The following is a 12,161-nucleotide window of genomic DNA, read 5'->3' on the forward strand; positions in this document are numbered from 1 at the left end:
CCGGCCGAAGCAGACCACCACCATGGGGCTAGTGGTGGTTGCGAGGTCGGCGGAGCCGGCCGAAGCAGACCACCACCCCTTAAGACCACTGACGGTTGCGCGGCACGCCTCTACCCGGGAAGAGGTCGGCGACCGCGGCCGCCAACTCCAGGTAGCAACGCCGACTTTCCTTACTCAACCGGTCGACGCCGATCTCTTTGCCCTCATGGATATGCCGATCGAACGGCAGCACCACCGTGCCCGCCACCTGAGCGGACAGCTGCTCGAGTTCCTTGCACGCCAGGGTCTCGAGCGCCCGCGGCTCGGTGTGGTTGATCGCCAGCACGGTCGACGCGATCAGTTTGGGATAGCCGTTGCGCCGCAACCACTCCAGCGTCGTCCTAGTCTTCCTGATCGAATCGATCGAGGCACTACTGACCACCACGAGAGCTCGCGACTCGGGCAATACCGCTTCCATCACACCCGAATTCAGCGCCTTGACGCAGTCGATGAGCACCACCGAGTAATGCTTGCGCAGTATCGAAAAGACTTTGATGAAATCCTGACGCTCGACGCGCCAATTGGTGTCGGCGTAATCCGGCAAGCCGAGAACCTCGAATCCGGAACTGTTCATATACGTATGCGCCCGCACGTCCGAATACCGCGTGACCGTGATGTCGTTGATCAAATCCAGCATGTTGAGGTGACTGCGCCGACCATGCCGATCGGACAGATCGCCACCGTCGAGATCGATCCCGATCACCGGGTCCTTACGCACCCCGGCGAGGGTGGAGCCGAGCGCTTCCACCACCGAAGTCTTACCCACCCCACCCTTGAGGTTCAGGACGGCGATCGGGAACGCGGTCCCCACGGGCGTGCGAATGTGATCGCGTAGCTGCCCTTCATAGCCGGCACCCTTGCCGGGACCGAAATCCATCCGCTTGATCCGCCACATCAGGTCATGCCAGCGCAGGCCCGACGAGATCTCGACCTCTTGCTGGTCGAGCGCATCCAACGCGGTACCCCCGGGCACTCGTTCCCGCGGCGCCGGAGCCGGGGCCGGGATCGCTGTCGGCGTCGGCGACTCATCGCGGTGACCGACCGGTGCCTGATACCGCTCTGGCACCGTCCTGGCCGCCCAGTCCCCGCGACCACGCCAACGTGGCGCCGCCCTTGGGGTGGCATTCGGTAGGACCCCTCCGCGACTGCGACCGCGGTCATTCATAACCGAAGAAATTGCCATTCCGCGTCGGCGGAAAACACGCCGTGGTCCACAATCGGGCAAATTCGCAGCATCCGGATCCGGGATGAACTAGGAATTCAGCGGTTCGTCAATTGCGTGCTACCGGTTGTTCGGCATATCAATCTGCGCAACGCCCGCTAGCCGAAGAACGCCGCCGCGTCGTCGTAGCGGGTTTGGGGCACCAGCTTGAGCTGGCGCACCGCGTCGGCCAGCGGTACCCGGCCGATGTCTTGCCCTCGCAACGACACCATCTGCCCGTACTCCCCCGCATGCGCGGCGTCGGCGGCGTTGACGCCGAAGCGGGTGGCCAGCACCCGGTCGTATGCGGTCGGAGTGCCGCCCCGCTGGACATGCCCCAGCACGGTCACCCGAACATCTTTGTTGATGCGCTTTTCTACTTCCACACCGAGCTGAGCCGCGACCCCGGTGAAGCGCTCGTGACCGAACTCGTCAATTCCACCCTCCAGCAACGAGATTGAACCCGGGATGGGTTTGGCGCCCTCGGCCACCACGCAGATGAAGTGTGAATCACCCCGCTGGAAGCGCCGTTTGACCAGCCGGCATACCTCTTCGACGTCGAAGGGCTGCTCAGGAATCAATGTCATGTGCGCACCGGAGGCCAGCCCGGCGTTCAGCGCGATCCAGCCGGCGTGCCTGCCCATCACCTCCACCAGCATCACGCGCTGATGGGATTCGGCGGTGCTGTGTAACCGGTCGATAGCGTCGGTGGCCACCGTCAGCGCGGTGTCGTGGCCGAAAGTGACGTCGGTGCAATCGATGTCGTTGTCGATGGTCTTCGGTACCCCGACCACCGGAACATTCTCCTCGGACAGCCAGTGCGCGGCGGTCAGGGTTCCCTCGCCGCCGATCGGGATGAGCACGTCGATGCCGTTGTCGTCGAGGGTCTGCTTGATCTGCTCGAGTCCGGCACGCAGCTTGTCGGGGTGCACCCGGGCGGTCCCCAGCATCGTTCCGCCCTTGGCCAGCAGGCGGTCGTTGCGGTCGTCGTTGCGGAGCTGCATGCGCCGGTTCTCCAGCAGCCCGCGCCAGCCGTCCTGGAAGCCGACCACCGACGAGCCGTATCGGGAGTCACAGGTACGCACCACCGCCCGGATGACGGCGTTGAGGCCGGGGCAGTCGCCGCCGCCGGTGAGTATTCCGATCCGCATATCTTTCATCTTGCCCCGCGGCACCGGCCAGTGGCGCGAGCAGACGCAAAATCGCCCCAATCAGCTCGGTCGAGTGCGAGTTTGCGTCTGCTCGCGGGAAGAAGTTCTCGCGGGAAGAACTTCTAGATTGCCGACGGGAGCGGGCCGCGGGCGGCCTCGTAGGCTGCGCCCACTCGGTAGAGCCGGTCATCGGCCAACGCCGGCGCCAAGATCTGCAGTCCCACCGGCAAGCCGTCGTCGTCGGACAGCCCCGACGGCACCGACATGCCGCAGTGACCGGCCAGGTTCAGCGGCAGCGTGCACAGGTCGAACAGGTACATCGCCAACGGGTCGTCCACCTTCTCGCCCAGTCCGAACGCGGTCGTCGGTGTCGTCGGCGAGATCAGGACGTCGACGGATTGGTAGGCCTCGTCCAAATCCCGCGCGATCAGCGTGCGCACCTTCTGCGCCTGGTTGTAATAGGCGTCGTAGTATCCGGCCGACAACGCGTAGGTCCCAATCATGATGCGCCGCTTGACTTCTGGTCCGAACCCGGCGGCGCGCGTCATCGCCATCACTTCCTCGGCGCTGTGGCTGCCGTCGTCACCGACACGCAGCCCGTAGCGCATGGCGTCGAAGCGAGCCAGGTTGCTCGACACCTCCGAGGGCAGGATCAGGTAGTAGGCGGGCAGCGCGTATTCGAAGTGCGGGCAGTCGACTTCAATGACCTCGGCACCCAAGGCGGTCAGCTGCTCGACCGCGGCCTGGAACGACGACAGCACTCCGGCCTGATAGCCGTCACCGCGCAGTTGCTTCACCACACCGACTCGCACACCGCGCAGGTCACCGGCGGCGCCGGCGCGTGCCGCAGCCACGACGTCGGGCACGGCGGCCGCCACCGAGGTGGAGTCGCGCGGGTCGTGACCGGCGATCACCTCGTGCAGCAGCGCGGTGTCGAGCACCGTGCGTGCGCACGGCCCGCCCTGGTCCAGCGACGACGCACACGCCACCAGCCCGTAGCGCGACACCGTGCCGTAGGTCGGTTTGACGCCGACTGTCGCGGTCAGCGCGGCCGGCTGGCGAATCGAGCCGCCGGTGTCGGACCCGATGGCCAACGGCGCTTGGAACGCCGCCAACGCCGCGGCGCTGCCACCGCCGGAACCGCCGGGCACTCGCTCGACGTTCCACGGGTTGCGGGTCGGGCCGTAGGCGGAGTTTTCGGTCGACGAGCCCATCGCGAACTCGTCCATGTTGGTCTTGCCCAGGATCGGGATTCCGGCGGCCCGCAGCTGCGTGGTCAGCGTGGCGTCGTAGGGCGGGCGCCAGCCTTCGAGGATCTTGGAGCCGCAGGTGGTCGGCATATCGATGGTGGTGAACACGTCTTTGAGCGCCAGCGGGACACCAGCCAGCGCCGAGGGCAGCCGTTCTCCGGCGGCTACCGCGCTGTCCACGGCGGTCGCCGCCGCGAGCGCCTCGTCGGCCGCGACATGCAAGAACGCGTGATAACGGTCGTCGGTCGCCTCAATCTGGTCCAAGCAGGCCTGCGTGAGCTCTACCGACGACAGTTCCTTGGCGGCGATCTTGGCCGCCAGCGTCGCGGCGTCGAGCCGGATGACGTCGCTCACTGGCTCTCCCCCAGAATCTGGGGCACGGCGAACCGGCCGTCGACGGCCTCGGGCGCCTGGTCCAGCGCCTGCTGCTGGGTCAGGCACGGAGTGGTTTCGTCAGGCCGGGTGACGTTGACGTCCTTGAGGGGATTGTCGGTGGCTTCGACCCCGGTGACGTCGACGGCCTGGATTTGGCTGACATGCGTCAGGATGGCGTCGAGTTGACCGGCGAAGCTGTCCAGCTCGGTGTCGGTCAGCGCCAGCCGTGCCAACCGGGCCAGGTGGGCCACCTCGTCGCGGGAGATCTGGGACACGAGCGCCCAGCCTAGTGGAGCGGGTTCTGTGGTTCATTCCTGGTTGTCGCCGTACGCGTTGGCGTTGTCGAGCAGCTTTCGCAGCAGGTCCAACGGATCACCGGTGCCCAACCGGTGTCCCGGTGGGAGTCCGCCGTCGACGACGGGCAGGCGGTCGGGCGAGATGGGAATCAGCGAACCCGGGCCGTTCGGGTTCTGCTCGTCGCCGCCCTCGGGCAGCCCGGGCGGGGTGAGTGCCGCGGGAGGCGGGCCCGGCGGCGGCTGCGGCGGCCCGGCCGACGGCGGCAACGCGGGCCGGTGCAGCAGGTCGAGTTTGTGTTGCAGCCGCGGTATCGCGTCGGCCCGGACGGCGCGGCGGTCCGCATCGGGGTCGCTGTTGCCGGCGAAGCATGCCGCGGGCGCCGCGGTGGCCAGCTCGATGGCCGCGGTATAGAGGCGCTGCGCCTGCTCGATGTTGCCGTCCCGGAAAGCCAGATCGCCCAGGGTTTCCCGGACGAGTAGCAGGTTGACCCGGGCGGGGCAAGACTGGGTCGGCGGCGTGCGGGACAGCGAATCGGCGAAGCGATCCTCGGCGTCGCGCAGGCGCCCCGCCAACACGTTCATGTCCCCGGCGGCAAACGCGGTCTTGGCCGGTTCGATGACGTCGAATACACCAAGCCATGCGACATCGTGGCGCAGCGCCTCGACGTCGCGGTTGCCGAAATCCTCTTCGGCCCAATGCCCGAAGAGGCCGGTGGTGATGAGCTTCGCCGCGGCCAACAGCAGCATGACGGCCACCGGGGCGGAGAACACGCACAGCCGTCTGCGCAGCCGGATGCGCGCCGACGGCGCCTTTCGCAGCATCATCGACCCACATCCCGGGTCGACATGCGGTTCCTGCGGTAGTCCCGGATTGTCAATGCCATCTCACCCAGCAGCAACGCCGCGGCGATCATGGTGAGAATCCAGTAGAGCTCGAGTCGGCCGAGCAATTGGGTCAGCTGCCGATTGCGGTCGCTATCTGCATCGGCGCCGGGTTTGGGCGCGGGCGCGACACCGGTCAGCGGCTGGCCGCTGTCCCGGTGGATATAGGGAACGTCGAGTTGGCCGGCGATGTCTTGGAGCCGGCTCTCGTCGATCGCCGACTTCACCGAGCCGCCGCCGTCGGGATCGGATTGATAGACCTTGCGGCCGTTGACCCAGCCCTTCGGGATGGGCCCACCGGCCTTGGTTCCGTAGCCGAGCACCGCGCCGCCGGCGACCTTGGCCCGGCCCAACTCGATCGACGTCGCGGGCATTCGCGAGTCCGCATCGCCCGCACCGAAATAGAAGACGAAGCTCTGCGAGCCGGGAAAGGTCTTGCCGGCCTGATCGATCTTGGCGCGCAACACATCCCGGGCGGCGACCGCGTCGGCGCGGTAGACCGCGTCGGCCCCGGCGGCGGTATAGGGCGATAGCCCCTTGACGACGGATTGCAGGCTGGCGGCGTCGTCGGACAGCGGCCAGTCCAGCGTGGCGTTGCTCGCGAACGAGATCAGCGCGAACCGGGCGCGGGGATACTGCTCGATCAGTCCCGCGAGATCCGCTCGGATACCCGACATTCGGGACTTGCCGTCGCCGAAGTCTTCGACGCGCGAATTGACCGAGCGGTCGACGACGAAGAAGACGTTCAGGTTGGCGGCGCCCTGGTCCGTCGCCTCAGGTGACCCGCCGCCAGGATCGTTGTCGAACCCGGGGCGGCAGGCGGCCAGCACGAGCAGGATGACCGCCAGGGTCATCCCGCTCCACCGCATCAGCACCGGTCCGATACGGCCGGCGCCGGTGCGCAGCAAGAGTCGGTACAACGCCACGATGCGGATCAGCACCAGCACCGCACTGAGGATCACGATCCACAGCGCAGGCAAAACCGGGTAAGCCGTCATCGGCGCAACACCGCCAGCGAAATCGACAGCAGCGCAGCCGCTACAACGCCTGCGATCAGCAAAATCTCGGGGGAATCCGCGGACAGGCTGGTGATGACCTTGCCGCCGGGCAGTTGCGCGTTGGGGGCGTTGGCCTCGATCTGGTCGAGGTAGTGGCTCAGCGCCGGACCCGTGGTGGTACCCGCCGCGTGGTACAAGAAGAACCGACCGTCGCAAGCATCCGCCGTGTCGCGCAGCACGTCGGTGTCCTCGGTCGACGAGGCGGCGATGTCTGTTCGGGCGATGACGTTGACCTGCACACCCTGCTGCACGGCCAGTCGCTTGAGGCTCTCGCCGGTGAACAGCGACGGCCGCCGATCCGACGGATCGCGAAAGACGCTGGGACCTAGATAGATCAGCTGTCGCCGGTGCCCGCTTTGAGCTTCGTACGACGGGAAGCCGGTCAGACACAGGGCGAGCACGTCTTCGACGCTCGGGGCGTAGTCCACGTAGTTGACCGGGTGAGAGAATTGTTCGGCCCCCGCGGTCAGCTCGGCGCGGTCGTTGTCCGACACCGGTTTCCGGGCGTCCAGGCTCTGCTTGATCCCGGCAAGTCGCGACAACGACCCCAACCGGTCGGCGACGTAGCGATGGTCGCGGGTCACTGGGATGACGCGCAAAGTCGTTGAGGTGAGCCCGATCCGGCGGGTGTCCTGCGCCGCCATCCGCTGGGCCGAAGTGGCGTAATAACGCAGGAAGTCAGCCGTGGAGGGTTCGCTGACGGGCTGGCCGACACACAACATGGTGTCCTGAGGATGGGCGGCGTCGAACGCCTGCCGGGACGACGCCAGTCCGGTTGGTCGTGCGCTGGCGACCACGGCGGCCGCAAACGTCGCCAACAGCAGTGCGCCGGTCACCAGTACCGACAGCAGATACAGCCGGTAGACGCGGGCATACTCCGGCAGACGGGTGAGCCGGTCCACGTGCGCCAGAGGCCGAAGTACCCGGCGCAGCCGCGCCATCGGCACCACCGCCGCGGCGGCGACGGTCACCGCTAGACACAGCAGCCCGAGGTAGACCACCGGCCACCATTTCAGTTCCACGAGGTGATCAGCTCCTCGGCGGAGCGTGCCAACGCGACGACGTCCGCATGCGCCTCGGGGTTGAATTGCGCGTCGTTGAGGCCTTCGATCAGCGGCGCGGCCGGGGCCAATGGACCGGCGGCCAGCTGTGAGACGTGCAGGTATTGCGCCCTGACGCCGGTCGCCACATAAAGGAAGCTGCGCAGCGTCCGGCTGATCCGCGCGCCGGCCTGGGCCGCTGTCAGGTCACCGTCGCGGTACTGGACACCGATCCGGCGAATCGCACGCGTAAATCGGAATCGATTGACCCGCGCGTGGACACCGTTGATCACCGGCATCCGGCGCAGCCGCGACGGCGGCATGGTCCAGAGGAGAACCGCGGTGTACCAGGCAATCACAATGAGCAACAGCAGGGCGCCCAGGATGGGCCACCACGGCGAGAAGGGCAGCGGAGCACCGATGAAGCGCAGCAGGTCGTCAGCCGGCATGGCGGTAGGCTTCGCTCACTTCGACGATCCGGGGGCGTATTTCGTCGCTTCCCTCAATCCGGGCGAAGCGCACCCGGTGCTCGGTGAGGAACGCGTCGAGCTGCTCGCAGCGACGTTCCTCGGCCGCCTGGTAGGCGGCGAGCACGCGCGGCCCCAGCGCCGCCTCGCCGAGGACGAAACGTCCGGTCGCCACGTCGAACCCGCCCACTCCCCCTTCTCCCACGCCGATCGCCGGCATGTCGACGATCATCAGCCAGATCACTTCGTGCCGCCCGCTCAGCCGCTTGAGCACGTCACCGAGCGCGGGGGTGATGTCGGGCTCGTCGGACACCACGATGAGTAACAACCGGTGGCGGTGGGACCGGGAGACGAAGTCCAGCTGACCGACGATGTCGCTGGTGGCCGCGTCACGAGAAGCGTTGAGGTAGAAGCGATCCAGCAGGCTCTCGATGTGCGTCTCACCGCGCCGGCTGCGGATCGTGACCGAGCCACGCGAATCACCGCAGACCAAGCCGACTTCGTCACTTCGCCCGATGGCGATCAGCCCGATCGCACCCATGACGTTGGCGGCCACATCGCGCTTCACTTCCCCGCTCGGGGCGTACGCCGACATGTTGCGGCCCGAGTCGGCGACCAGCAGAATCTTGTGATGCTTCTCTGAGACGAAGCGTTTGATCAGCACCGATCCGGATCGCGCCGAAGCCTTCCAGTCGATGTCGCGTACATCGTCGCCCGGGACATAAGGGCGCAGATCGTTGAGCTCGAGGCTTCTGGTGTGCACCAAGGCGTAACGGCCACCTTCGAGCAGCCGCCGGGTGTCGGTTCCGAAGTGAGCTTTGGCCTGGTTGAGGTGTCGGCCCATGAGTCAGGGTACTCGAACCGATTGCAGCACAGCGTCTATCACCATTTCGGGGGTGACGTTGACGGTGGCGGCCTCGAAGCCCAGGATCAGCCGGTGCCGCAGGACTCGGTGCGCCAGCTTGCGGACGTCATCGGGGATGACGTGGTTGCGCCCCGTCAGCACGGCCAACGCCCGAGCCGCTTGGCAGAAGGCGATGGTGGCTCGTGGGCTCGCGCCGTATTCCACCAGCCGGGCCAGCTCGGCGGGCAAGAACTCGTCGGGATTGCGCGTGACGTGCACCAGCTCACTGACGTAGCGGATGAGCGTTGGGTCCAGATGCACGTTGCGAACGGTGCTCTGCAAATGCACGATGTCGTCCAAACTCACCACCGGGTTGGGCCGCGCGTCACGGTCGTACACGCCGGCGTCGATGCGGGCAATCACCTCGACTTCGTCCTCCGGGCGGGGGTAGCGAAGCACCTCCTTGAGCATGAACCTGTCCGTTTGCGCCTCGGACAGCGGATAAGTGCCCTCCTGGTCCACCGGGTTCTGCGTCGCGATCACCAGAAATGGTTCGGGAATGCGATACACCTGCCCGGCGATGGTGGTCTGGCGCTCTTCCATTGCTTCGAGCATCGCGCTTTGCGTCTTCGCGCTGGAGCGGTTGATCTCGTCGAGCAGCACGATGTTGGCGTGCACCGGGCCCAGCTGGGTGGTGAAGGTGTGGGTAGAGGAGTCGAAGATCTGGGTGCCGATGATGTCGCTGGGCAAGAGGTCCGGGGTGCACTGGATGCGCTGGAAGGCTCCGGAGATGGCATCGGCGATCACTCGGGCCGCCGTCGTCTTGGCCAGGCCGGGCACCCCTTCGAGCAGGATGTGCCCGCCGGTGAGCATCGCCAGCAGCAGCGACTCGCGCAGATAGTCCTGCCCGACGACTTTGCGCGCGAAGGCCGCAGAGATGGCGTTGACCACGCGGTATGCGTGTTCCATCTGCTGCTGGTTCGGCTGGATGCGAGTTGTAGTCATTCTCCGGCGTACCGAAGTGTCGACCAGTCAGTCATTGCGAGCCCCCCGAATAATTGCTGCTGCGCGGTTTACGGCCTACGGCGTACCCGGTGAAAGTGCACCGCATGCATCCCTGTGTAACAGTGTTGGCCGTGCCCTCGTATCTGCTGCGCATCGAACTGGTCGACCGACCAGGCAGTTTGGGGTCACTGGCGGTCGCGCTGGGCTCGGTTGGTGCCGACATCTTGTCGCTGGACGTGGTCGAGCGCAGCGCCGGGCACGCCATCGACGACCTGGTCATCGAGCTGCCGCCGGGTGCCATGCCGGACACGCTGATCACCGCCGCAGAGTCACTGATCGGCGTGCGGGTGGACAGTGTGCGTCCGCATACCGGGCTGTTGGAAGCGCACCGCGAACTCGAACTGCTCGACCATGTCGCCGCCGCCAAGGACGGACAAGCCAAGTTGCAGGTGCTGGCCGACGAGGCGCCCAAGGTGCTGCGGGTCAGCTGGTGCACGATCGTGCGCAGCGACAACGGTGGGCTGTTGCGTCTGGCGGCCAGTGCCGGCGCGCCGGAGACCCGGGCGGCGTCGGCCCCGTGGTTGCCGATCGAGCGTGCCGCCACCTTGGACGGTGGCGCCGACTGGGTGCCGCAGGCCTGGCGCGACATGGACACCACCATGGTGGCCGCGCCGCTGCGCGACCCGCATACCGCGGTAGTGCTGGGCCGGCCCGGTCCGGAATTCCGCCCGTCGGAGGTCGCTCGGCTGGGCTACCTGGCCGGCATTGTGGCGACCATGCTGCGCTAACGCGACCGCGGGCTCACCACCGCGTCGTCGTCCTCCCACAGCAACAGTTGGCGCACCGCCGGCCGAGGCCCGTACGGGCGAAGCATGGTGCTGGCCGGGCGCGGCCGCACCCGTTGCGGCCACCAGAACCAGCGCCCCAGCAACGTGGCGATGGACGGCGTCATGAACGACCGCACGATCAAGGTGTCGAACAACAACCCCAGCCCGATGGTGGTGCCGATCTGCCCGAGCACCTGAAACCCGCTGAACACGAATGCGCACATGGTGACCGCGAAGACCACCCCGGCGGAGGTGACGACCGAGCCCGAGCCGGCCATGGCGCGGATGATGCCCGTCTTCAATCCGGCACCTATTTCTTCTCGGAACCGCGATATCAACAACAGGTTGTAGTCGGATCCCACCGCCAGTAGCAGGATCACGGCCAGCGCCAGCACCACCCAGTAGAGCTGAATGCCCAACAGGTATTGCCAAACCAGCACCGAGAGCCCGAATGAAGCGCCCAACGACAACGCGACGGTGCCGACGATGACGAGCGCGGCGACCAGGCTGCGGGTCAGGATCATCATGATCAGCAGGATCAAGCTGAGCGCGGCGATGCCGGCGATCATGAGGTCGTATTTGGCGCCGTCTTGGATGTCCTTGTACGTGGCAGCGGTGCCCCCGAGATAGAACTCAGCATCGGACATCGGGGTGCCTTTGACGGCTTCGTGCGCGGCCTTGACGATCGGCTCAATGTGCGAAATCCCTTGCGGCGTCGCGGGATCGCCCTCGTGAGTGATGATCATCCGGGCAGCCTTGCCGTCGGGCGACAGGAACAACTTGAGGCCGCGTTTGAAGTCGGGGTTGTCGAACACTTCGGGCGGTAGGTAGAAGGTGTCGTCGTTCTTGGACACATCGAAGGCCCGCCCGAGCGCGGTGGCGTTCTCGATCGCCGCGGCGGTCTGGGCGTAGATGCCGGACATGGTGGCGTAATTGGCCATCGTCAGGTCGTGGTTGGTCTCCTGGCTGGCGATCTGCGGCGGGATCAACGCCACCAGTTTCGGCTGCAGCGCGTCGAGGCGGTCCAACGTTGCCGTCAGGTCTTCGAATTTGGCGCTGAGCTGATCGATCCCGTCGAGCGCGTCGAAGATCGATCGCAGCGCGTAGCAGGCCGGGATGTCGTAACAGTGCTTCTCCCAATAGAAGTAGCTGCGCAGCGGCCGGAAGAAGTCGTCGAAGTTGGCGATCTTGTCGCGCAGTTCGTTGATGGTGGCGATGGTGTCGCGGAAGTTCTCCGCCTCGCTGTGCGTGGTCGCCGCCAGTTCCTGCTGCAGGGTGTACTGCTGCTTGAGGATGTCGATCGTCTTCGCCAACTCGCCGGCCTGGCGAAGCAGGTCGTTCGCTCGATCCCGCTGGTAGGTCAGGTTCTCCTGTTGAGTGGCGCTTTGGGTGCTGATCTGAAACGCCAGCGAGGTGTGCACCAGCGGCGTGCCCAACGGTCGGGTGATCGACTGCACCTGCGCGATACCCGGAATGTGAAACACCGCCTTGGCCACCCGATCCAGGATCAGCATGTCGGCCGGGTTGCGCAGGTCGTGGTCGGTTTCGACCATGAGCAGTTCGGGCTCCAGCCGGGCCCGGGAAAAGTGCCGCTCGGCCGCCGCGTAACCGATGTTGGCCGCTGCGCTGTTGGGCATGTACGGACGCGTGTCGTAACTCGTCTTGTAACCCGGCAGCGCGATCAGACCGATGAGGGCCAGCGCGCAGGCCGCCACCAGAACCGGAC

At 66.4% G+C, this 12,161-nt stretch carries 12 protein-coding genes; 1 reads left to right on the forward strand and 11 read right to left on the reverse strand.

Annotated elements, in window-relative coordinates; translation table 11 throughout:
* Positions 1-79: 79 nt before the first annotated feature.
* The 10 genes from A9W95_RS23475 to A9W95_RS23520 all read right to left on the reverse strand — a co-directional run bounded on the left by A9W95_RS23475 (position 80) and on the right by A9W95_RS23520 (position 9,608).
* Positions 80-1,204, reverse strand: a complete 1,125-nt coding sequence (locus A9W95_RS23475) for a MinD/ParA family protein (RefSeq protein WP_156746370.1) — start codon at positions 1,202-1,204, stop codon at positions 80-82.
* A gap of 155 nt (positions 1,205-1,359) precedes the next feature.
* Positions 1,360-2,391, reverse strand: coding sequence for an ATP-dependent 6-phosphofructokinase (locus tag A9W95_RS23480; RefSeq protein ID WP_067418459.1), 1,032 nt, complete (start codon positions 2,389-2,391; stop codon positions 1,360-1,362).
* Positions 2,392-2,513: 122 nt separating this feature from the next.
* Entirely contained in the window at positions 2,514-3,995 is a 1,482-nt protein-coding gene (gene gatA, locus A9W95_RS23485) for an Asp-tRNA(Asn)/Glu-tRNA(Gln) amidotransferase subunit GatA (RefSeq protein ID WP_067418461.1), read from the reverse strand.
* A complete protein-coding gene (gene gatC, locus A9W95_RS23490; protein ID WP_067418463.1) occupies positions 3,992-4,291 on the reverse strand; it encodes an Asp-tRNA(Asn)/Glu-tRNA(Gln) amidotransferase subunit GatC in 300 nt (99 codons plus the stop codon). Before gatC ends, gatA begins: the two co-directional genes overlap by 4 nt.
* A gap of 33 nt (positions 4,292-4,324) precedes the next feature.
* Entirely contained in the window at positions 4,325-5,137 is an 813-nt protein-coding gene (locus A9W95_RS23495) for a hypothetical protein (protein ID WP_067418464.1), read from the reverse strand.
* Positions 5,134-6,192 (reverse strand): VWA domain-containing protein, encoded by a 1,059-nt coding sequence (locus A9W95_RS23500; protein ID WP_067418467.1) that lies wholly within the window; start codon positions 6,190-6,192, stop codon positions 5,134-5,136. The genes A9W95_RS23495 and A9W95_RS23500 overlap by 4 nt, the downstream gene beginning before the upstream one ends.
* A complete protein-coding gene (locus A9W95_RS23505; RefSeq protein WP_067418469.1) occupies positions 6,189-7,274 on the reverse strand; it encodes a hypothetical protein in 1,086 nt (361 codons plus the stop codon). The genes A9W95_RS23500 and A9W95_RS23505 overlap by 4 nt, the downstream gene beginning before the upstream one ends.
* Complete coding sequence (locus A9W95_RS23510; protein ID WP_067418470.1) at positions 7,265-7,741, reverse strand: hypothetical protein; 477 nt, start codon at positions 7,739-7,741, stop codon at positions 7,265-7,267. Before A9W95_RS23510 ends, A9W95_RS23505 begins: the two co-directional genes overlap by 10 nt.
* Positions 7,731-8,603, reverse strand: coding sequence for a DUF58 domain-containing protein (locus A9W95_RS23515; protein WP_067418472.1), 873 nt, complete (start codon positions 8,601-8,603; stop codon positions 7,731-7,733). The genes A9W95_RS23510 and A9W95_RS23515 overlap by 11 nt, the downstream gene beginning before the upstream one ends.
* 3 nt (positions 8,604-8,606) lie before the next feature.
* Positions 8,607-9,608 (reverse strand): MoxR family ATPase, encoded by a 1,002-nt coding sequence (locus A9W95_RS23520; protein ID WP_067418473.1) that lies wholly within the window; start codon positions 9,606-9,608, stop codon positions 8,607-8,609.
* Between the two features lie 131 nt (positions 9,609-9,739).
* On the opposite strand from A9W95_RS23520, the gene A9W95_RS23525 reads away from it, so the two are divergent.
* Positions 9,740-10,396, forward strand: coding sequence for an amino acid-binding protein (locus A9W95_RS23525; RefSeq protein ID WP_156746371.1), 657 nt, complete (start codon positions 9,740-9,742; stop codon positions 10,394-10,396).
* On the opposite strand, the gene A9W95_RS23530 is transcribed toward A9W95_RS23525, so the two are convergent.
* Positions 10,393-12,161: MMPL family transporter (locus tag A9W95_RS23530; protein WP_082983287.1), on the reverse strand; the 1,769-nt coding region annotated here is incomplete at its 5' end. The two genes, A9W95_RS23525 and A9W95_RS23530, sit on opposite strands and share 4 nt — an antisense overlap.

Origin of the sequence: Mycobacterium sp. 1423905.2, from assembly GCF_001673155.1 — a bacterium.
Lineage (GTDB): Bacteria > Actinomycetota > Actinomycetes > Mycobacteriales > Mycobacteriaceae > Mycobacterium.

Excerpts from the sequence above, each read along its gene's own strand:
- A9W95_RS23515 (WP_067418472.1), bottom strand. The coding sequence starts at position 8,603 with ATGGGCCGACACCTCAACCAGGCCAAAGCTCACTTCGGAACCGACACC.
- A9W95_RS23500 (WP_067418467.1), bottom strand. The coding sequence starts at position 6,192 with ATGACGGCTTACCCGGTTTTGCCTGCGCTGTGGATCGTGATCCTCAGT.
- A9W95_RS23495 (WP_067418464.1), bottom strand. The coding sequence starts at position 5,137 with ATGATGCTGCGAAAGGCGCCGTCGGCGCGCATCCGGCTGCGCAGACGG.
- A9W95_RS23480 (WP_067418459.1), bottom strand. The coding sequence starts at position 2,391 with ATGCGGATCGGAATACTCACCGGCGGCGGCGACTGCCCCGGCCTCAAC.
- A9W95_RS23510 (WP_067418470.1), bottom strand. The coding sequence starts at position 7,741 with ATGCCGGCTGACGACCTGCTGCGCTTCATCGGTGCTCCGCTGCCCTTC.
- A9W95_RS23520 (WP_067418473.1), bottom strand. The coding sequence starts at position 9,608 with ATGACTACAACTCGCATCCAGCCGAACCAGCAGCAGATGGAACACGCA.
- A9W95_RS23475 (WP_156746370.1), bottom strand. The coding sequence starts at position 1,204 with ATGAATGACCGCGGTCGCAGTCGCGGAGGGGTCCTACCGAATGCCACC.